The 20,283-nt window shown below is 73.8% G+C and carries 18 protein-coding genes and 3 pseudogenes; 10 read left to right on the top strand and 11 right to left on the bottom strand.

What is annotated here, in order from left to right; all coding sequences use genetic code 11:
* Positions 1-27: 27 nt before the first annotated feature.
* The 5 genes from V2W30_RS41575 to V2W30_RS12735 all read left to right on the top strand — a co-directional run bounded on the left by V2W30_RS41575 (position 28) and on the right by V2W30_RS12735 (position 3,620).
* The gene (locus V2W30_RS41575) at positions 28-102 is read left to right on the top strand and encodes a putative leader peptide (RefSeq protein WP_425244678.1); all 75 of its coding nucleotides are present in this window, start codon (positions 28-30) and stop codon (positions 100-102) included.
* A gap of 58 nt (positions 103-160) precedes the next feature.
* Positions 161-967, top strand: coding sequence for an LLM class flavin-dependent oxidoreductase (locus V2W30_RS12750; RefSeq protein ID WP_338696221.1), 807 nt, complete (start codon positions 161-163; stop codon positions 965-967).
* A 518-nt stretch (positions 968-1,485) separates the two neighbouring features.
* Positions 1,486-2,367, top strand: a complete 882-nt coding sequence (locus tag V2W30_RS12745; RefSeq protein WP_338696219.1) for an MFS transporter — start codon at positions 1,486-1,488, stop codon at positions 2,365-2,367.
* Complete coding sequence (locus V2W30_RS12740) at positions 2,304-2,675, top strand: hypothetical protein (protein WP_338696217.1); 372 nt, start codon at positions 2,304-2,306, stop codon at positions 2,673-2,675. The genes V2W30_RS12745 and V2W30_RS12740 overlap by 64 nt, the downstream gene beginning before the upstream one ends.
* A gap of 69 nt (positions 2,676-2,744) precedes the next feature.
* On the top strand, positions 2,745-3,620 hold the full coding sequence (locus tag V2W30_RS12735; protein WP_338696215.1) for a hypothetical protein: 876 nt from the start codon (positions 2,745-2,747) through the stop codon (positions 3,618-3,620).
* Between the two features lie 82 nt (positions 3,621-3,702).
* On the opposite strand, the gene V2W30_RS12730 is transcribed toward V2W30_RS12735, so the two are convergent.
* Positions 3,703-4,137, bottom strand: coding sequence for a VOC family protein (locus V2W30_RS12730; protein ID WP_338696213.1), 435 nt, complete (start codon positions 4,135-4,137; stop codon positions 3,703-3,705).
* Positions 4,138-4,219: 82 nt separating this feature from the next.
* Between V2W30_RS12730 and V2W30_RS12725 the strand changes: the two genes are divergently transcribed.
* Entirely contained in the window at positions 4,220-4,966 is a 747-nt protein-coding gene (locus V2W30_RS12725) for a phosphotransferase family protein (protein WP_338696211.1), read from the top strand.
* A gap of 22 nt (positions 4,967-4,988) precedes the next feature.
* Here V2W30_RS12725 and V2W30_RS12720 read toward each other — a convergent pair whose 3' ends face one another.
* The 10 genes and pseudogenes from V2W30_RS12720 to V2W30_RS12675 all read right to left on the bottom strand — a co-directional run bounded on the left by V2W30_RS12720 (position 4,989) and on the right by V2W30_RS12675 (position 16,919).
* On the bottom strand, positions 4,989-5,582 hold the full coding sequence (locus V2W30_RS12720; RefSeq protein WP_338696210.1) for a hypothetical protein: 594 nt from the start codon (positions 5,580-5,582) through the stop codon (positions 4,989-4,991).
* On the bottom strand, positions 5,551-6,390 hold the full coding sequence (locus V2W30_RS12715) for an FkbM family methyltransferase (RefSeq protein WP_338696209.1): 840 nt from the start codon (positions 6,388-6,390) through the stop codon (positions 5,551-5,553). The genes V2W30_RS12720 and V2W30_RS12715 overlap by 32 nt, the downstream gene beginning before the upstream one ends.
* The gene (locus V2W30_RS12710; protein ID WP_338696207.1) at positions 6,387-6,626 is read right to left on the bottom strand and encodes a Trm112 family protein; all 240 of its coding nucleotides are present in this window, start codon (positions 6,624-6,626) and stop codon (positions 6,387-6,389) included. Before V2W30_RS12710 ends, V2W30_RS12715 begins: the two co-directional genes overlap by 4 nt.
* Before the next feature lie 13 nt (positions 6,627-6,639).
* Positions 6,640-7,552 (bottom strand): annotated as a pseudogene (locus tag V2W30_RS12705) (hypothetical protein); the annotation flags it as partial.
* Between the two features lie 6 nt (positions 7,553-7,558).
* Positions 7,559-8,278, bottom strand: a complete 720-nt coding sequence (locus tag V2W30_RS12700) for a class I SAM-dependent methyltransferase (protein WP_338696203.1) — start codon at positions 8,276-8,278, stop codon at positions 7,559-7,561.
* Positions 8,275-9,581 (bottom strand): annotated as a pseudogene (locus V2W30_RS12695) (condensation protein). Before V2W30_RS12695 ends, V2W30_RS12700 begins: the two are co-directional and overlap by 4 nt.
* Positions 9,578-13,804, bottom strand: a complete 4,227-nt coding sequence (locus V2W30_RS12690; protein ID WP_338696201.1) for an alpha-(1->3)-arabinofuranosyltransferase domain-containing protein — start codon at positions 13,802-13,804, stop codon at positions 9,578-9,580. The pseudogene V2W30_RS12695 and the gene V2W30_RS12690 overlap by 4 nt, the downstream one beginning before the upstream one ends.
* Positions 13,801-14,538 (bottom strand): class I SAM-dependent methyltransferase, encoded by a 738-nt coding sequence (locus tag V2W30_RS12685; RefSeq protein ID WP_338696199.1) that lies wholly within the window; start codon positions 14,536-14,538, stop codon positions 13,801-13,803. The genes V2W30_RS12690 and V2W30_RS12685 overlap by 4 nt, the downstream gene beginning before the upstream one ends.
* A complete protein-coding gene (locus tag V2W30_RS12680; protein WP_338696197.1) occupies positions 14,535-15,689 on the bottom strand; it encodes a glycosyltransferase family 4 protein in 1,155 nt (384 codons plus the stop codon). Before V2W30_RS12680 ends, V2W30_RS12685 begins: the two co-directional genes overlap by 4 nt.
* A 207-nt stretch (positions 15,690-15,896) precedes the next feature.
* Entirely contained in the window at positions 15,897-16,919 is a 1,023-nt protein-coding gene (locus tag V2W30_RS12675; protein WP_338696195.1) for a DUF3068 domain-containing protein, read from the bottom strand.
* A gap of 185 nt (positions 16,920-17,104) precedes the next feature.
* On the opposite strand from V2W30_RS12675, the gene V2W30_RS12670 reads away from it, so the two are divergent.
* The 4 genes and pseudogenes from V2W30_RS12670 to V2W30_RS12655 form a co-directional block, all read left to right on the top strand.
* Positions 17,105-17,257, top strand: coding sequence for a hypothetical protein (locus V2W30_RS12670; RefSeq protein ID WP_338696194.1), 153 nt, complete (start codon positions 17,105-17,107; stop codon positions 17,255-17,257).
* Between the two features lie 3 nt (positions 17,258-17,260).
* Positions 17,261-18,490: a helix-turn-helix domain-containing protein gene (locus tag V2W30_RS12665; protein WP_338696193.1), complete on the top strand. Its 1,230-nt coding sequence runs from the start codon at positions 17,261-17,263 to the stop codon at positions 18,488-18,490.
* A 159-nt stretch (positions 18,491-18,649) separates the two neighbouring features.
* Positions 18,650-19,426, top strand: coding sequence for an IclR family transcriptional regulator (locus V2W30_RS12660; protein ID WP_338696192.1), 777 nt, complete (start codon positions 18,650-18,652; stop codon positions 19,424-19,426).
* Positions 19,423-20,256, top strand: a pseudogene (locus tag V2W30_RS12655) (SMP-30/gluconolactonase/LRE family protein); the annotation flags it as partial. The gene V2W30_RS12660 and the pseudogene V2W30_RS12655, both read left to right, overlap by 4 nt.
* Positions 20,257-20,283 lie beyond the last annotated feature (27 nt).

The following is a 20,283-nucleotide window of genomic DNA, read 5'->3' as shown; positions in this document are numbered from 1 at the left end:
CAGGCCGTGCGCGGACAGGATGCGGGCATGGGCCTCGTCCTCGTCTCGCGTCGGCACGTGGATCTCCTGCGTGTCTCCACCGCGCTCTGTCAGTCCACCTGACCTCGCCGTTTCCCGAGCACAGCCGCCGCGCAGTCGACCCAGCCCGAGGTGCCCTCCCATGCCCGAGAATCATCCTTTGCTGCACTGGCTCCTGCCCACCGGCGGGGACGGCCGGGACCCCGGACGCCTCGTGCGGGTGGCCCGCGCCGCCGAAGAGGCGGGCTTCGGCTCGCTCCTGACCCCGGTCGGACCCGGCTGTACCGACCCGTGGACGCTCGCTCCCGCGCTGTGTCGCCGAACGGAACGCATCAGCTTCCTGATCAGCTGTCGCGCGGGCTTCGCGAGCCCCACGGTCCTCGCCCAACAGGCCGACGCCTTCCGCAGGTTCGCGGGCGGCCGGCTCGGCCTGAACGTGATCACCGGCACGGACACGGACTCCGACGGTCGGCGGCCGCACGGCGATCGGCCCACGCACGACCAGCGGTACGGCCGCACGGACGAGGTGATGGCCGCGCTGCGCGACCTCCTCGACGGCAAGCGCATCGACTTCCAGGGCGCGCACGTCCAGGTCGAGGGCGCCCAACTGGCCGACCCCGCCGTCGCGTACAAGGTGCCGCTGTACTTCGGCGGCGCCTCGCCGGCCGCCGAGGACGTCGCCGTGCGCCGCGCGGACGTCCACATCCTGTGGAGCGAACCGGGCGAGGACCCGGCGGCCGTCGCCGCGCAGGTCGCCCGGGTGCGCGACCGCAATCCGTCCCTGCGGCTCGCCCTGCGGGTCCCGCTCACGGACCGCGACGCGGTGGACGAGGTGGTCCAACGGCTCAGCGGCTACGCGGAGTCGGGCATCGACGAGTTCATCCTCTCGGGGAGCCGGGCGCACCTGGAGGTCGCGCCGCGGCTGCGGGAGCTACGGGCCGCCGCCTGACCGGTTCCGGAAACGCCACGGCGCCGCCTCCCCGTGGGACCGGGGGAGACGGCGCCTTCGGCGTCCGACGCCGTTACACCAGCCAGCCGACGAAGTGGACGAGGCCGGCGAGGATGTCGGTGATGAGGTTCATGGTGGCGCGTTCTCCTAGCGGTGTTGCATGTGTGTGGGACGTGCACTGCATCGCGATGCGTTCGCTACGGTCTGCAGCCCGTTGCTTGCGCCCCGTAAGCATCGTTGTTCTCGGGCGCCGCATGCAAACTCTGGAGCGACGATCACCTGTTCCAGGGAACAACTGCTCCCTTGTTCGCTTCCGGTGTTCGCTTACGCGGCCTCTTCGTCTACGCTCTCGACTCCCAACTTCCTTATGACATCTGCCCGGTGAAGAAGTCGGCGTAGGGCGCGCGTCCCCGCTCCACGCCACCACTGGACGGCTTCAGTCGCAGCCACGGGTCGGCCCATCCGGACGCCGACGGCCCCGTGTGGCGCGTCCCGCCGGGCGGCGAAGGGGACGCTCCGTGTCTTCGGCTCCGGCCACCTACCGCTCACTGCTGCGCACTTCGGGCGCCGCCGCCTTCTTCGTACCCGCCGCCGTCGGGCGCGTGGGCATCGCCATGACCGGGATCGCGCTCGTCTGGCTCGTGCACGCGCGCACCGGGTCGTACGCCGCCGCGGGCCTCGTCACCGGCGGGTTCGCCGTCGCCGACGCCCTGGTCGGCCCTCAACTCGGCCGCCTGGTCGACCGGTTCGGGCAGGAACGCGTGGTGCCCGCCGCGCTGGCCGCGCACGCCGTCTCGGTGGCACTGCTGCTCACCGGCGCCGCCCCCGACCTGGTCGCCGGGGCGCTCATCGGCGCCACGCTGCCCCAGCTCAGCGCCTTGTCCGCGGCCCGCTGGTCCGCGCTGCTGTCCGGCGGACGCGCCGCCGCACTGCCCACCGCCTTCGCGCTGGAGGCCCTCGCCAACGGCGTCTCCTACCTGGCGGGCCCGGCCCTGGTGAGCGTGCTCGGCGCGGCCGGCCGGCCGGACGCCGGGGTGCTGCTCGCCGCCGCCCTCGTGGTCGGCGGCGGACTCGCCCTCGTCGCGCAGCGCCGCACCGCGCCGCCCCCACCGGCCACGCCGAACGCCGGCACGCCGGACGCGCCCTGCTCCGCCCCGCGTTCCTGCGCCAGGCCGCGCTCGGCCTCGTCCTCGGGGTGTTCTTCGGCGCCATGCAGGTGTCCGTCGCCGCGTACGCGACCGGGCGCGGCACGCCGGACATCGCGGCGCCCCTCTACGCCGCCTCCAACTGCACCAACCTGCTGGGCGGTTGGGCGTACGGGGCCTGGGGCGGCGGAGTGCCGCCGCGGCGCGGGCAGACCGCCGCCGCGGCCGGACTGTGCCTGCTCGGCCTGCCGCTGACCTTCCTCGACGCGCCCCTCGCGATCGGCGCCACCCTCGCCCTGACCGGCCTCGCGGTACCGGTCCTGCTGATCCTCGCCTCCGTCCGCACGGAGGCGTCGGTACCGCGCGCCGTCCTCACCCAGGCGTTCACGTGGGGCAACTCCGCGAGCGCGGCGGGCTCGGCCGGGGCGGCGGCCGTCGCGGGGCGGGTGGTGGACACGGGCGGCGCGCACGGCGGGTTCGCCGTGGCGGTGGGGGCCGCCGCGGTGATGGCGGTGCTCGCGGCGGGGGGCCGGCGGGACATGCCTGGACGGGCGTCGCGTTAGCCTCGGACCATGGTCACGTCACCCGTCGGCGAGACCGACCGAACCGGCACCATCGAGGAGTAGTTCCGTATGCCGCGCATCGCCCTGGTCACCTACCGGCCCGGCCCCGAGCAGCCCGTCGACCGCGATCTGGCACTGCTCGCCGAGGAGTTGGGGCGCGCCGGAGCGGAGGCGGCCGTGGTGTCCTGGGACGATCCCGACGTCGTGTGGGGCTCCTTCGACCTCGCCGTGCTCCGGTCCACGTGGGACTACAGCTGGCGGCGCGCGGAGTTCCTGGAGTGGGCCGTGCGCTGCTCCACCGTCACCCGGCTCGCCAACCCCGTCGACGTGATCCGCTGGAACACCGACAAGCGCTACCTCGGCGAACTCTCCCGGCACGGCGTCCCCACGGTCCCGACCACCTACGTGGCCCCCGGCGACGTCCCCGAGCTGCCCACCGACCGGGACTACGTCATCAAGCCGACGACGGGCGCGGGCGCCCGGTACGCCGCCCGCTACACCCCCGCCGAACGGGACGTCGCGCTGCGGCAGTTGGCCCGTATGCACGCCGAAGGTCTGACCGCGATGGTGCAGCCGTACGTGGACGGCATCGACGTCGATGGCGAGCGGGCGGTCCTCTTCTACGGCGGCCGCTTCCTGCACTCCATCCGCAAGGGCGCCGTCCTCGCCCCGGGCGTCGCCTTCGACGCCCGCAAGGTCGCCCACCCGTCCCTGGAGCCGTGGAACCCGACCGAGGCCGAGTTCGATGTCGCGGCGCGGGCGTTGGCGGCGGTACCGGGCGGCCCCGAGCAGCTGCTCTACGCCCGGGTCGACCTGGTCGACGGTGCGGACGGCCGGCCCTGCGTGATGGAGCTGGAACTCGTCGAACCGAACCTGTTCCTGGGCGCCGTGCACCCGGGGTCCGTGCCGGTGGTCGCGGAGGCGATGGTGAAGGCGGCGGGCTGAACCCCGCCGCCCCCACGGACGACCGCGCCGCAAGGCACGTGCCTGCCGATCCGACGGCACGTGCCTACCGGATCGCACGTCCCTAGTCGAGGCAGAACTCGTTGCCCTCGACGTCCTGCATGGTGATGCACGACTCGTTCTCCTCGTCGGCGAGGAGCGTGTACAGGTGCGTGGCGCCGAGCTTGATCAGCCGGTCGCACTCGGCCTGGAGCGCGGCCAGGCGCTCCTCCCCGACGAGCCCGGTGCCGGCCCGGACATCGAGGTGCACCCGGTTCTTCGCGACCTTGCCCTCCGGTACGCGCTGGAAGTAGAGGCGCGGCCCCTCCCCGGTGGGGTCACTGGCGACGAACCACGCGTCCCGCTTCTCCTCGGGCAGGGAGAGGTTGTACTCGTCCCAGCTCGCGAACCCCTCCGGCGGCTCCGGCGGGACGTACCCCAACACCTCGCACCAGAACCGGGCGACGCGCTCCGGTTCCGCGCAGTCGAAGGTGACTTGGATCTTCCTGATCGTGGACATCGGCGCACCGTAACGCGCGACCTCCCTCCGAGGGAAGGGAATTCCGGCGCACCGGCCGGGAGAGTGGTCGACGATGGCTCCCATGGATGAGGTCCAAGTCGTCGTCGCCCACTCCGAGCGCGCGACCCTGCGCGTGGGCGACGTGTTCCTGAAGGTGGACGCCGATCAGGCGCGGATCGACGCCGAGGTCGAGGCGATGTCCCTCGCGCCGGTGCCGACCCCCAAGGTCCTGTGGCGCAAGCCGCCCGTGCTCGCGATCACCGCGGTCCCGGGCGCGACACTCGGCCGCCTCGGCGGGCCGGCGACCGGGTCGTCGGCGGCGTGGGCCGCGGCGGGCGCCGCCCTGCGGAAGCTGCACGACGCGCCGCTGCCGCCCCGGCCGGGCCGGGCGGGCCGCAGTGCCGCCGCGCTGACGGCGGAACTCGACGACGAGTGCGGGCGGCTCGTGGCGAGCGGTCTCCTGCCCGTCGGCCTGGTCGCCCGCAACCGCCGGGCCGCCGAGGCCGCGCTGCGGCCGTGGACGCCCGCGTTCACCCACGGCGACCTCCAGATCGCGCACGTCTTCCTCGACGGCGACGAGGTCACCGGCATCATCGACTGGTCCGAGGCGGGTCGGGGCGATGCCCTGTACGACCTCGCCACCTTCACGCTCGGGCACGAGGAACACCTGGACGACGTCATCGCCGGGTACGGTACCGACGTCGACCTCGACGTGATCCACGCCTGGTGGTCGCTGCGCAGCCTGCTCGCCGTGCGCTGGCTGGCCGAGCACGGCTTCGACCCGTTCGCGCCGGGCTGCGAGGTCGACGTGCTGCGATCCCGGATGTGAGGCCGCGCCGACGCCGGGTCCCTCAGGCCGGGGACCACCGCTGGAGCAGCCCCCAGGTGAACTCCGCGCGCACCGCACGCCCCGCCCCCGCCGCGTCCGGCGCCGTGAACGCCAGGCCCCACCTCGTCGGGGCCGAGCCCTCCAGCGGGCGGGCCGGAGGGAACGCGCGAGCCGCCTCGTCGACCGTGCAGGACCAGGGCGTCAGATCGTCGAGGGTGCGCAGGGCGGGTCCGGGGGCGCCCGGGGCGCGGATCAGCCACTCGTTCCAGACCGCGCCCGTGGGGGACAGCAGCACCTCGAAGCGGAGGTCGGGCCAGAGCGGGACCGGCCACAGGAGGGCCTCGCACTCCATGTCGCCGATCCGGCGCGTCAGGCGCTGTTCGGGGGCGCCGAGGATCGCGCGGTAGCGGGAGACCGCCGAGCGGCCGCCCCGCGCGCGCAGCATCGCCTGCCAGCGGCGATTGGCCTCGCGCAGGTCGGCGACGGACACCCCGAGGTCGGCGCGGGCCGTCTCGACCAGGTGCGGATTGTGGTCGGCCATGCGGCGCAGCAGCACCAGCTGGAAGTGGAGCGGCGTGAACGGTTCAGCGGGTCCGGTGGGCGGGCGACGGGGCATGCCGCCCATGGTCGCGCACCCGGCCGGGGACCCGCCCGTCGGGAAGGAAGAGGACCGAGTTCACATAGCGCGGGCGGCGGGCGGACGGGGTCAGGGCCCGGCGCAGGAGACCCTGGGACGCGATGTGGGCCGTGCCCCGCTGGTGGGCCGCCAGGTCGAAGCGGGGCAGCGGGAGCCAGCTGTCCGCCGGCAGGACCCAGCCCTCGTAGCCCCGCGCCCGCAGATGGCCGACGACCGGCGCGATCGGCTGGATACGGGTCTCCAGCTCGATGAAGAGGGCCGGGCGGTCGCGGGCGATCAGCGCGCTCGCGCCGCGCAGCACCTGTAGCTCGGCCCCGTCCACGTCGATCTTCATCAGGTCGACCTCGCGCAGGGCGAGTTCGTCGAGCGTGACGCAGGTGACCTGGTGGCCGGTCTCCGCGTGCAGGTCCGCGCGGCGGACCAGGGACGAGACGCCGCGTTCGCCGCGCTCGTCGTGCGGCGGCTGCCACAGCGGCGCCGTCCCCGGCCGGTCGCTGGCCGCGGCCCGGACGACCTTGACGTTCGAGGGTGCGGAGGCGGTGAGCGTACGGGCGAGGTGCGGGACCGGTTCGAGGGTGACGACGTGCCGGGCGCGGGCCGCGAGGCGGTGGGTCCAGGGCCCGTACCAGCCCCCGACGTCGACCGCCGTGCGGAACGTGCCGCCCGCCGGGGACATGTCGGCCAGGCGGGCCAGCTCCGGTTCGAAGCGCGGGTACAGGGCACGGGCCGCCGCGGCGGTCAGCCGGGCCGGGAGGTAGGGGGCGAGGCGGGCGGCGAGCGTCGTCATGGGGTCGCCCGGCCCGCCTGCTCCACCTGTTTGAGGAGCTGTTCGTGGACGTCCTCGGGGAGCTGCTCGCCGGAGGAGGGCAGCAGTTGCGGGATGCCGTCGACGATCGGGTAGCGGCGGTGCAGGCGCGGGTTGTAGAGGGCCTGGCCGTGCGCGCCGTCGTCGGGCACGAGCAGCAGCGGGCCTTTGTCGAGCGGGCAGGCCAGGATCTTCAGCAGCGGGTCGTCGGGGGTCATGGGGCGGCAACTCCGGTGGGGTGAGGGTCGGACGAGGACGCGGAGGCGGGGGGTGGGTCGTGCTTCGGCATCAGCAGGAGCACGGCCACCGCGAGGGCCGTGCCCGCCACGCGCAGCGCGAGCCGCAGCGGTTCGTGCGGCAGTGACTCGCCGAACGCGAGGGTGCCGAGTACGGCGGTGAACAGGCAGGTCACCGTCGTGCACACCGGCACGATCAGCGAGGCCCGGCAGCGTTGCAGCGCCGCCTGCGACATGACGAGGCCGCACGCCCCGGTGCACAGCAGGAGGTACGGGTAGGGGGACGTGAACAGGGCGGGCACGTCGGGGAGCACCCCGGACACGCCCTTGATCGCCAGTGAGCTCACCCCGTAGAGCAGGCCCACCGCGACGCCGTACTCGACGCCCGTGGTCGGCAGCCGGTGCCGGTGGCGGGCCCTGCGTTCCGCGGACGCGTACAGGAACAGGCCCGCGGCGAGCGACGGGACGCAGACCGTGAGGATCAGCGGTGCCGGGGCCCGGCCGCCGATCGCCTCCTGGCCCTGTCCGGCGTCGCGCAGCGAGAGCACCACCATGAGCAGCGCCGCCAGGATCGCCCCGATCGCGTACCGCTCGCGGCCGCTGGTGCGCTCGCCCAGGAGGCGCGAGGACAGCAGCAGGAGCAGCACCAGACCCGAGACGAAGATGCCCTGCGCCGCCGCGATGGGCAGCGTCCGGTAGACGGCGAGCTGGGCGCCGAACCCCGAGGCCAGGGCGATCGAACCGGCGAGCCACAGCGGGCTCGTGACCACCTGGCGCAGGAGGTGGGCCGGGCGGCGCACGCTCACTTCGGGCAGCCGGGTGAGGGCACGTTTCTCCAGGACGAAGCCGACGCTGTACAGGGTGTTCGCGAGGAGCGCCGCGCCGACTCCCCATGCCACGGCGGGCATCGCCGGTCACGTCCTTCGGGCGTGCAGCAGGAGGATCGAGGCCAGGGCGGGTGCCGCGCAGGCGAGCCGGTCCAGGGGGCGCAGCGCACGGGGCACTCCGTGGAAGGGCGCCCCGGTCAGGCGGACGACCTCGAAGCCGGACGCGGCGACGAACTCGCGCAGCGCACGCGCCGTGTAGAGGCGCAGATGGCCGACGACCTCCGTCCCCGGGCGGCCGTGGATCGCGCGCAGGCTCACCTCGGAGAAGACCGGCTGGACTCCGGCGAGGAGCAGCGCGCGGTTGTACCAGGCGGCCAGGTTCGGTGTGGAGAGCATCAGATGGCCGCCGGGGCGCAGCACGCGGCGGATCTCGTCGAGCGCCGCGTCCGGGTCGACGAGGTGCTCGACGACCTCGGAGAGCAGGACCGCGTCGGCGGCGCCGTCCCTGAACGGCAGCCCGTGGTCGGTGAGTTCGCCCCGTACCACGTGCGGGACGCGGGGCGCCGCGCGGCGCAGGGCGTCCTGCGACCAGTCGACGCCGATCAGCCGGTGGCCGGGCAGCAGCCGGGCGGCGACCGCCGCCGCCGAGCCGTCGCCGCAGCCCACGTCGAGGACCGTGGCGGCCCGGGTCCCGGTCAGCGCGGTCGCGAGGACGCGGGTCTGGCGCAGGGTGCGCGGGGTGCCCGAGGCGACCGGGACGGCGGGGTTCTCGTAGAAGTCCCGCAGCCCGGGGAGCGTGCTCGTCATGGTGCCTCCTCGGCTTCCTCCTGGGTCGTGCGGAGGTGGTGCTCGAACAGGTCGCGCAGGTGCGCCCCGTCACCGTGGCCGAGGAGCGTGCGCGACCAGCGCAGGGCCAGGTGCAGACGGCCCGCCGTGGACGCGGTGGTGAAGGTCAGGCCGCGCGGCATCCGGGCGGGCGCCGAGAACCACACGGCGCTCGCCCGGCCGCCGTCCCCGAAGTCCAGCGGGTACGGGATGCGGCCGATGTTGCTGAGCAGGGTCGTCGATGTCCAGGGCGCGGCCGCCGTGCGCAGGGCGCGGGTGGCGGCCGCCCGCCAGGCGACCGGCGCGTACGGCGCCGTCAACAGAGCGGCGCCATGGCCGAGTTGGGGTCGTGGCACGGACTTCAGGGCGGTGGTGCGGGTGGACGTGAGGTGCAGCAGGCGGGGCGTCGGCAGGCGCAGATCGGCCGGGGTGAAGGGCACCTCGACCAGCCGGGTGCCGTTGCCGATGGGCATCGACGCGTCCCGGGGCCGGTCGTCCACCGGCATCGTGATGCGCAGCGGCCTGCGCCGGCTCGGGGCCGTGCCGTGCTCCTCGTTCCAGTCGGCGAGGGTCCGGGCCGTGGCCACCATGAGCTGGTCGTTCACCGTGTAGGGGGCGCCCTTGGGGCGGCGCGGCACCGGCAGCTCGCAGACCAGGAGGCCGTTGCCGGGGCGCGGCTCGGGTGTGCCGTGCGCGACGCGGGCCGGCCGCGACCAGGTCGAGGGGAGGTCGGGGGCGGCGTGGTCGCGGCGGGCGGGGGCTGCGTCGGCGGGGGCGCGTTGTCGCGGCCGCCGTACAGTTCCGCGGCGGTGGCGAGGACGCGCAGGCACGCGGGACCGTCGAGAGCCGTGTGGTTGATGGTGAGGAAGAGGACCGTGGCGCCCGACTCCGACGCGGGGTCCGCGACCGCCTCCAGGCGGATCGGGGGCGACGCGGTGAGCGGCGGGGCCTCGGCGAGCGCCCGGACGCGGGCCTCCTTGAGGGCGTCGGGCGTGGCCTCGGGGAACGCCACGGGCGGCACGTCCGGGTCGCCGGTCAGCTCCCACTCGTAACGCCGCGCGTACCAGGGCCGGTGCGCCTCCCGCATCAGGATGCGCGGATGGCGGCGCAGCGCCTCGGTGAACGCGGTCGTCAGGCGGTCCGGGTCGAGGCGGCCCGTGAGGTGGACCTCGATGTGCACCGTCTCGGGTTCCTCGCCCTGGAGGCAGTGCCGGGCGATCTCGTCGACGGTGGGGAACGGGACCCTGCGGGGGGCGCGGGTCCGGGGGGTGTCCAGGGTTGTCATGGGGCGGTCCCGTCGTCGGCGTTCTTGCCCTGTCCGGAGGCGGTTCCCCGCGTGGGGGTGCGGGTCGCGGTGCTCTGTCCCGGACTCCGCTCCTCGATCGTCGGAGGGGCTCGCACGGCGTCCGGAGAGGCTTGATCGGTGCGGGTTCGTGTGGCGTAGGGCGTGACCAGGGCCGCGAACAAGGCGATCAGAGCCAGGAGTTGGGCCGCCGTGCTGTACGCGCCCTGCCCCTCGCGGACCGGATGGCCCGCGCCCGTCGCCGCGATGACGCCCGCCGCCGTCATCGCCAGGAACGCGATCGGTACGAGCAGCGCGTGGCGTTTCCACGCGAGCAGGGCCAGGGCCGGGACGAGCGCCGCCCACGGGCCCGCGATCACGATCCCGACGAGGGTGAGGACGACCGTGCCGAGGATCCAGCCGGGCGCCGGTGGCTCCGCGGGGAGCTCGGGGTGCTCGGGCGGTTCGCGGCGCCACAGGGCCAGGGCGCCCAGGGCGAGCAGGGCCACGCCCGCCGCGATCAGCCCGATGTCGTACGTCCCGGCCGGCTCGTACGACAGCTTGACCGTGCCGCTCGCGCCACCGGGGACCAGCCACGCCTGCTGCCAGCCGTCCAGGCGCAGGGACGTGAGCTCCTTGCCGTTCAGGGTGGCCTTCCAGCCGTCGTTGGCGTTCTCGTAGGTGGTCAGGTAGGTGGCCTCGCCCGCCCCGACGTGGACCTGGCGGCGGTCGCCCCGCCAGTCCTGGATGCTCAGGTCCCGGGTGGTGGGCGTCGTCCTCTCGTCCGCGTCCGTCGCGGAGCGGGTGAGGCCGATGTCCGTGAGGGCCAGCGCGCCGCCGCCGGACGAGGTGAGGGTGTGCTCGCCGGCCGGGAGGGTGAGCGTGTCGCACAGGGTGACGTCGACCGGGCGGCGCTCGGTGAGGTCGCGGAGCGTGCCCCGCGCGGAGGTGCGGTGGCGGGTGCCGTCGATCGTGACCGCCGGGCCCTTTCCGCAGGGGAGCTTGAACTCCCGCTCCGGAGTGGGCTGTTGGACGCGGTACTTGTCGAGCGTCGGGATGTAGGCCTCGGTCAGGCCGACCGGGAGCTGGAGGTCCTCGTCCGCGATCGGGTTGTAGACCTTGAGCGGCGCCGTCCTCGTGACGGTGACGTCGAGGCGGTCGGTGGTGATCGGGTCGAAGTGGGCGACCCCGTTCTCGTCGACGCCGGCGACCGCCGCGCCGTCGGGGCTGCTGATCTCGATCTTCTCGGGCCGGGTGGACAGGCCGCCGGCCGCGGGCAGGACGAGGGTGGAGACCGGCTGCTTGTCCGGCCAGCGCAGGTGGATCGTCGGGTCGTCGCCGGCGATCCACGCCGTGGTCAGGTCGCCGTCGGTCAGATTGCGGGCCGAGGTGTTCGTGCCGATCCGCGCCGTGGAATCGGCCGTCGCCGTGATCGCGCGGCGCTGGTCGGGAGCCACGTCGTAGAGGAGCTTGTCGAGGGCCGCGGTGGGGGTCGGGGTGGCCGTCGCCTCGAACGTGTAGCGGCCGGAGGACTCGGTGGTGAAGACACGGTCGAGGTCGGACTCCGTGTCGGTGAGGGTCAGGGCGCCGTCGCCCGTGGCGCGGTGGAAGGTGAACCGGTCGGCCCGCGTGGAGTCGGCGGGCAGGACGAGCGAGCGGGTCGCCTCGACGCCCGGGATCTCGATGTCGGAGAAGCCGGCGCCGGTCACACCGGGGCGGACGCGCTGGGTGTCGAGGATCGTCACCTTCAGCCACTTCGCCGTACCGCCGGGCGAGTCGACGCGCTGCCGCTCGCCGTCCGGCTGGAGGGTGGCGGTGGCCGAGCCCTTGTCCGTCTCGATACGGATGCGGGTGGGCGCCGCCCGTACGCCGTCCTGCGGGAGCGGGGTGACGGCGAGCGTGGTGGGCAGGTCGGTCGGCCCGTCGAAGTCGATGCGCAGCCACTCGCCGTTCGCCGAGTCCGGGCTGCCCTCGGCCCACGCCGTGTCCGGGTCGCCGTCGAACGCGTTCACCGGGTCGAACTGGGGGAGGTACAGCAGCCAGTTGCCGCTGGACGACGCCGTGACCGAGCGCGCGCCCTCGATGCGGGCCGTCGTCTGGTGGCCGCCGCCCTTGGTGGGCAGCAGCTGCTTCGGCTCCTCGCCCGGGTTCTGCGCGGCGTCGGGGCTGTTGCGTTCCTTCGGGGTGTACGGGTACGAGGTGTTGGTGTTGACCAGGCCGAACCGGGTGTCGGCGCGCCGCAGCCCGTCGACCGCCGTACGCAGGGCGGGAGTTCCGATGCCGGGGTGGTTGTCGCCGGTCAGCACGGTCGGGCGGTCGCGGAAGGACGGGTCGGCGGAGAGCGGCAGGAGCGACTCGGGGCCGCCGCTGACCTCCGCCGTGTTGCGCACCGGCAGCAGTCCGGCCTGGCCGGGGCGCTGGGTGGCGGTGGCGGGCGCGTAGATCTCGACGGAGCGGGTGCGCGGGTACAGGCCCTCGACCTGCGTCGGCGTGTCCTCGGCGATACGGCCGCCGGTGATCATCGGCCCGAAGCCGGTGACGCGGTGGAAGCCGGACTCGCTGAGGGTGCGCTTGACCGTGGCCGTGGGGACGTAGCCGAACTGGTCCGGATCGAGGTCGTTGCGGACCACGACGTAGTAGAGGCCCGCGCGGCTCAGGAAGTCCTGGAGGCCCGGGACTTCGACGCCCGACATCAGGGCCTGCTCGACCGCGTCGAGCGCGCGCCGGTTGCCCGCCGTGCCGAACGGCACGAAGTCGCGCTGCGCCCACCGGGAGTCCGCGAGGACGTCGAGCGGCTGGTCGATGGGCGAGCCCCAGGTGTAGATGCCGTGGGCCGTCGCGGGGACCACCAGGGCGCGCGAGTCGGGCGAGTACGTGTGCAGCCAGTCGGCGGTCGTCTCCCAGTACGTGGGGAGCTTCTGGAACGAACCCGGTTGCAGGATCGAGCCGTTGAGGTACGGCCACGCCAGGCCCGGCAGGATCAGGATCGCGGCGATCAGCGGGGCGTGCCCGCGGACGCGCAGCGGGCGCGTGCCCCGGGACTCCGTGGCGATGCCGACGAGGTGCGCGAGACCGAGGACGAGGGCGAGCGCGAGGCCCGTCTCGAACTTGTAGACGTTGCGGAACGGGGCGAGGCCCCCGTCCAGCCACGACTGCACCGTGCCGTGGAAGGGGGCGCCGAGCGAACCCCCGTACCCGGCGAGGGTGATGAGGGCCGCCGTCATGACGGTGAGCAGCAGCCAGCGGCGCTCCGGCACGTCGCGGCGGGCCAGGCCCGCGAGGCCGAGCGCGGCCGCGAGCGCCGAGCAGACGATCGTGACGGCGGCGGTCGCCACGGTCCAGCCCGCCGGGAGCCAGGCGTCGCCGAGATGCAGATAGGCCACCCAGTTGCCGGCGCCGCGCAGGGTCTCCGTCGCCGACATCGTCTCGGTCGTGGTCCGCGCGCTCTCCACGTACGGAAGGAAGTTCTCGCCGTGGATGCCGAGCAGCAGCAGCGGGATCACCCACCAGGCCGTCGCCAGGATCACGGCCGGGATCCACCAGGCGATCTGCTGCCGCTTACGGGGGGAGGGCGGCCGGGACAGGAGGTACAGGCCGACCGGCACGAGCGAGGCGAGGGTCGACGACGCGTTCACACCGCCCATGAACGGAATGAGGAGCGCCGACCGGACCGCCGAGATGCGGCCGGACGTCAGGGGGTTGGTCAGCGGGAGCAGCACCCAGGGAAGGAAGGCTCCCGGCAGGGCCGCCGCCGAGGTCGACCCGACGACGATCGTGAACGTCGGCCACAGCGCGTACGCGACCGCGCCGAGCAGGCGGCTGCGCGGCGTGCCGACGCCCAGCCGTTCCATCAGCCGCAGCGCGCCCCAGAACGCGACCGTCACGACGATCGACAGCCACAGCCGTTCCGCCAGCCACACCGGAACGTGCAGCAGATCGGTCAGGCCGTAGAACGGCAGCATCGGGAACGCGTAGCCGATGTACTGGTCCGCGATCCCGCCGAACCCGGCTCTGTCGTGCCACAACTGGCCCAGGTCCGCGATGAACCGCCACGGATCGAGCGCGACGCCGAGCTTCGTCTCGAACGTCGCCCGGCCCGGGTGCACCGCGCAGAACGCGACGAACAGCACGGCCCAGAACGTGAACAGCCAGCGGCGCGAACGCGGGCCCGGACCGGGCTCCGGGTTCGTCGCCGCGGCGGGTGGGGCCTGGACCATGGTCGTCATGGGGGACACCGCCTGAGGATGAGGAGAAGGTTCCAGGTGGCGAACTCGCGCACCCCGGGCACCCGCGCGACCGCCTCGGTGAGGAACGGCCAGTAGCGGGAGCGCGCCGAGACGACGCTCACGTCGTCGCGGGCGCGGACATGGCGCAGCGTGGGCCCGATGTGATGGGCGAAGAGGTTCTCGCCCAGCGTGTGCTTGGGGGCCTTGCCCGTGCGGCGCCGGTAGCGGGCCTGCGCGCGCTCGGCGCCCAGGTAGTGCCAGGGCGCCCACTCGTGGCCGCCCCAGGGTGAGAACCAGTTGGTGAACGAGACGTAGATCAGGCCGCCCGGACGCGTGACCCGGACGAGCTCGCTCAGGAACGTGTCGCGGTCGGCGACGTGCTCCAGGACGTTCGAGGAGAACGTGACGTCCGCCGACCCGTCGGCCAGCGGCAGCAGATAGCCGTCCGCCACGACCGTCGCCGCCGGCGGCCGCGGGCCCAGCTCGCCGGTGTCCGGCTCGAAGAGGATGCCCGTGGCGCCGCGCGCCCGGAACTCGCGGGTGAAGTGCCCGCTGCCGCCGCCGACGTCCACGACGACCTTCCCGGCCACCTTCCCGTACGCCTCCACCTGGTCGGCGGCGTCCCTGGCGAGCAGCGCGTAGCACGCCTCGGGGTCGCGCTGCTCGCGCAGGAACGCGCGGAAGAGCGTGAGGGAACGGCGCGGCGACGGGTCCCTGAACCCGGCCGCGGTCACGGCGCCCAGCCCCTCACCGCCTCCGCGGCCACGCTTCTGAACTGCCGTACGGAGTGCGCCCAGCGGTACGCCGACGCGCGCTCCTCCGCCGCCTTGCCCATGAGCTCGCGGCGGTGCGTGGACAGGGCGAGGGTGCACCAGGCCGCCGCGAACGACGAGTCGCCGTGGGCGAGCAGGCCGGTGACGCCGTCCTCGACGGAGTCGCGCACGCCGGGCACGTCGAAGCCGACCGCTGGCGTGCCGCGGGCCGCCGCCTCCGTGATCACCAGACCCCATCCCTCGACGGCCGACGGGTGCAGCAGCAGCCACGCCTCGCACAGCAGCCGGTGCTTGTCGGCCTCGGAGACATGGCCCGCGAACTCGACTCCGGCACCCGCCAGTTGACGCAGTCGGGCGCCTTCCGGACCGTCGCCGACGATCACCAGGCGACCGCCGGTCACCGGACGCACCCGCTCCCACAGCCGCAGGAGCAGATCGATCCGCTTGTACTCGACGAGCCGGCCCATCGCCAGGAAGAGCGGCTCGGGGGACCGGTCGGCGCGCGGGCCCGGCTCCTCGACCCCGTTCGGGACGAGGCGGATGCGCGCCGGGTCCACACCGATGCCGTGCAGGGCGTTCGCCGTCGACGGCGAGACGGCGACGAGCAGATTGCGGCGCTGGGCGACCCCGGACAGGGCCCAGTGCTCAAGTCTTCGGCCGAGGTGGGCCGCGGGCGCCAGCGGCCCGCGCAGCCGCATCCGCCACAGGTCCGTGTGGACGTGGTTGACCAGGCAGAGCGTCGGGCCGTGGTGCCACAGCGGCGCCAGGTACGGCATGCCGTTGCAGACCTCGACCAGCAGATCGCAGTCGCCGACCTGACGGGCGAACGCCGAGCGTGCGCGCAGGTAGTGGCCGGCCTGGCCGCCCGCCGACACCACGCGGTAGTCGCGGTACGCGGCCGGCCCGCCGCACAGCAGCGTCACCTGGTGACCCTGGCGCGTCAGCCCGTCGGCGAGCCGGTCGACGAGCAGTTCGGACCCGCCCGCGGCCGGGTTGCCCAGGTCGCGGTGGGCGAGGAACACGATCCGGCGCGGTGGTGGGGGACCTGCCGGAAGCCGCTGCGCGCCGGGTGGGGACGCGGTGCGCAGCGACGAAGGCACGTGCTGGGGCATCGGTGCTCCAACTCGTCTCAGGGTGCGGAACTGTGGGGGGGGGTGGGGTGGTGCTTCGGGTTCCGTGGGGTGGGGCTACCGGGGGGTACTGTGCTGGGCATGTGCGGGGACTGTGCACGGGGTGGGGTGGCACAGTTTTCGCCGCGGCGTTCGCCGCGGCTACTCACCGGCGTGACAAGTTTCGGGCTTTGCTGAGCTGACGTACCGTCACATCGTGGACGTTTCCAGGGTCGTCGGGGACGTATCGGGATCCGGACGCTTCGGCCCTTCGGGCTGCTCACGGCCACCCCTGCCCCGTACGACGAAGACGATCCCGGCCGCCACGAGCAGCACACCCAGCGCACCCGCACCGATGGGCAGCGTCGTGCCGAGCAGCGTGAGGCGGTCGTTGTCGTCCCGGGCGAGAGCGACCTGCTCGCGCTGGGTCCGGGGGGTGAACGCGATCCTCCGGCTGTCCAGCAGGACGGCCGCGTCCTTCGTCCCGCCGGGGGTGCGCAGCGTCTTGCGCGGGCCGATCGCCGCGTACAGGACGCGGCCCGTCAGCTGGTCGACGACCAGCTCGACACGGTGGTTGGCGTACCACTCCTCGGCCAGCACCTGGCTCTTCTCGGGCTGCCCCAGGATCGATCCCGGCACCAGCCGCGAGCCGGTCCTGGCGGGCGCGACGGTGCCGGTGAACCGGTAGCCCTCGTAGCCCTGGATCTTCTTCGTGCCGCTGAAGCGGAGCGGGACGGTCGCGCCCAGCGTGTTGTCCCACCAGGTGTACGTGCGCTTCTCGACGTCGAAGGGGAACTTGAGGTACGCCTCGCCCTCGAACGTCGGCTCCTCGCCGCAGCAGTGCACCGGGGCGTTGGTCGCGCGGTGGGTGACCCAGCGCTCCTGGGTCCACTGGAGCGCGTCGTGCGGATCGGCCGCGGGCAGCGACTTCGCCGTGTCGACGGACGTCACGACGTCCCACACGGCCCGGCCGCTCTTCTCGCTCGCGGCGACGTCGGCGCGCACCTGCCGGGTGATCGTCAGGCGCTTGCCGCGCACCGTCTCGATCTTGTCGGTGTCGAAATAACTCCCGGTTCCGGTGAACACGGTCGTCGTGTCGGTGTCGATCGGCGTGCGCTCGGCGCGCGGCTCCACGTACCAGGCGAGCAGTGCCGCGAGGACGAGCAGAAACGTGCCGAGACCCAGGCTGACCAGGGAAAGAGGTGAGGCGGTACGGGAAGTGGTTCGGCTCATCCGGCACTCCTGATGGATGGGGCACCACGGTGTGCCCGTGGTCTGCCGGTCATGGGCCGGGAACCGTAGACGCGCTCTTGACGAGGTGTCAATGCACTGTCAAGACTGGGGACTTGACGGGGATGAACCGATGTACGGGGCGTACGGGGTGGGGACCAGATCTCGGACGAGAGGCTGACCCTGCGATGAACCGACTGCTCGCCGCCGCGCTGTCCGCGGCCGCCGGCGCCGCGCTCGCCGTGGCCGCCGCCATCGGCGTGCTCGCCCTGATCAACGTCACACCCGACCAGCCCAACACCCCACTCGTGACCTACGAGACCCCAGGGCAGGGGCGCTGAGCCGTGCCCGCCACCACGCGATCCGCCTGGTGCGACGTGCCGCGCCTCCAGGTCAAGCAGTTCGCCGCGCTCGCCATGGACGAGGCGCCCCGGCTCGCCGAGGACATCCTCGACGAGATCCGGCGCGAGTTCCCCCATCTGCCGCTGGTGCTCGACGAGTCGGGCGAGCCGATGGCCCTGGTCGGCATCCGGCGCGCCATCGAGGGCTTCGTGCACCAGCTCACCCATGTCGCCACCACCTCCCCCCTGGAGGGCCAACCGCCGTCCGTCTTCCAGGAGTTCGGGCGCGGCCAGTCCCTGCACGGCCGCAGCCTCGACTCGCTCCAGGCCATGTACCGGCTCGGCGTGAAACTGGCCTGGCGCCGCCTCGCCGACATCGGGCAGCGGCTGCACATCCCGCCGCCGGCGATGTACGAACTCGCCGAGTCCGGTTACGAGTACCTCGACGGCCTCGTCGACCAGTCGGTGCGCGGCTACGCCGAGGCCGCCGCCCGCAAGGAGGGTGAACGCCTGCGCCAGCAGCGCAAGTTGATGGACCTGTTGCTCGAAGGGCGGGCCATGGCGCCGCCCGACCCGGTCAAGGCGCTCACCGAGCGCGCCGCCCGCATCGGCTGGCCGGTCCCCGACCAGGTCGCCGTCGGCGTGCTGCTGCGCCCCGCCCGTGACGCCGTCGCCCCGGCGGTCGGCCCGGACGTCCTGCTCGACATGGAGGCCGAGCGGCCCCGGCTCGTCATCCCCGACCCCGACGCGGCGGGCCGGCCCGATCTGTTGCGCCGGGCCCTGTCCGGCTGGTCCGGCGCGATCGGGCCGCCGGTCGCCCCGCCCGAGGCCGCGAAGTCGCTGCGCTGGGCCGAGGCGGCCGTCGCCCTCATGGAGCGCGGCCTGCTCCCCGCCGACGGGGTCCTGCGCTGCACCGAACACACCCAGGCCCTCGTCCTGCTCCAGCCCGAGGAGCTCGTCGACGACCTGACCCGGCGCGCCCTCGCCCCCCTCGCCCACTGCGGCCCCACCCACGCGCGCCGGCTGGCCGAGACGCTGCTCGCCTGGCTGGAGACGCGCGGCGGCGCCCCCGAGGTCGCCGCCCGGCTCGGCGTCCACCCGCAGACCGTCCGCTACCGCCTGCGCCAGATCCGCGAGTTGTGGGGCGACGAGGTCGACGACCCGGACCGCCGCTTCGAGCTGGAGCTGGTGCTGCGGGCCCGGCGGTTGCGCGGCGAACTCGGTCCCGTATAACCGCGATCAAGGCCGTGTCCTGGGGATTCGGCAGACCCATTGCCGGGTCGAGGCGGCTATGACTAGCCTATGTTCGTCATACCGACCGACCGTTGAAATCTCGAACACCGGAAACGGGTCGACGGAACAACGGCATCTCGACTTGGAGGGGGGCCGGACGTGGGACGCCTCGTACCCGCCGTGACCCGGGCTCTGGACATATTGGAGCTCTTCCTGGACGGGGACGGCACGCTGTCCGCCCCCGACATCGTCCGCAAGCTACAGCTCCCGCGCACCACCGTGCACGAACTCGTCACCACCCTCGCCGCCCGCTCCTACATCGTCCAGGTCCCGGGCCAGCCCGGCCGCTATCGGCTCGGGGTACGCCCCTACCAGCTCGGCAGCCGGTACGCGGAGCAGCTCGACCTCGCCGCCGAGGGCCAGCAGGTCGCCCGTACCGTCGCCGAGACCTGCGACGAGACGGTCCACGTGGCGATCCTCGAAGGCACCGACGTCATCTACATCGCCAAGGTCGACTCCACGCACGCCGTGCGGATGGTCTCCGCCGCCGGACGCCGGCTGCCCGCCCACTGCACCTCGGTCGGCAAGATGCTCCTCGCGTCGCTGCCCGAGCCCGAGCTGGCCGCGCGGATCCCGGACGACGCCGACCTGCTCGCCATGACGGAGAACAGCATCACGGACCCGGCCGTGCTGCGCGAGCACCTCCTCGGCATCCGCGAGCGCGGCTGGGCCGTCGAGAGCCGCGAGTCGAACACGGACGTGTCCTGCGTCGCCGCCCCCGTCCACGACCGCACCAACCGGGTCGTCGCCGCCCTCTCCATCTCCGTACCGATGATCCGCTGGAGCGACGCGCGCGAGGACGAGCTGGCGCAGCTCGCCACCAAGGGCGCCGCCGACCTGTCCGAGCGGCTCGGCCACCGCGGGGTGGCCCGATGACCACGGCGCCCGACGTGGCGGTCCTCGCCACCGCCGAACTGGGCGAGGGCCCGACCTGGGACGCGGCGAAGGACCGGCTGATCTGGGTGGACATCCTCGGCTCGCGCGTCCACACGTACGAGCCCGGCAGCGGCCGCCGCACGGTCCTGGCCACCGAGCAGCACGTGGGCGCCGCGAAGCCGCGCACCGACGGCGGTCTCGTGGTCAACCTCCGGGACGGCGTGGGCGGTTACTCGCCCGAGGGCGCCTTCGCCTGGCTGCACCGCGACCCCGTCCCCGGCCGCCGCGGCAACGACGCGGCGGTCGCCCCCGACGGCTCGCTCTGGGCGGGCTCGATGGCGTACGACGAGACGCCCGGCGGCGGCACCCTGATCCGCCTGGCGCCCGACGGCGCGGTGGCCGGGATCCTCGACGACGTCACCGTCTCCAACGGCACCGGCTGGAGCCCCGACGGCACGCTCATGTACTACGTCGACACGGCGACCCGCCGCATCGACGTCTTCGACGTGGACAGTGAACAGGTGCGCGGGCGCAGGGAGTTGGCGACCGTGGAGGAGGGCGCCGGCTTCCCCGACGGCCTCACCGTCGACGCCGACGGCTGCGTCTGGGTGGCCCTGTGGGACGGCGGAGCCCTGCGCCGCTACACGCCGTCCGGCGCCCTGGACCGGGTCGTCCCGCTGCCGGTGCGCCGCCCGACGGCGTGTGCGTTCGGCGGCCGCGACCTGACGGACCTGTACGTCTCCACGGCCCGCGTGGGCCTCAACTCACCGTCCCCGCTGGAGGGTTCACTGCTGGTGCTGCCCGGCGCGGGACAGGGCTGCCGCAGCCCGCCTTCGGATAGCCGCCGCCGGCCGCAC

The organism is Streptomyces sp. Q6, assembly GCF_036967205.1.
GTDB classification, from domain to species: Bacteria; Actinomycetota; Actinomycetes; order Streptomycetales; family Streptomycetaceae; genus Streptomyces; species Streptomyces citrinus.
This window is presented reverse-complemented; position numbering and strand designations above follow the sequence as displayed.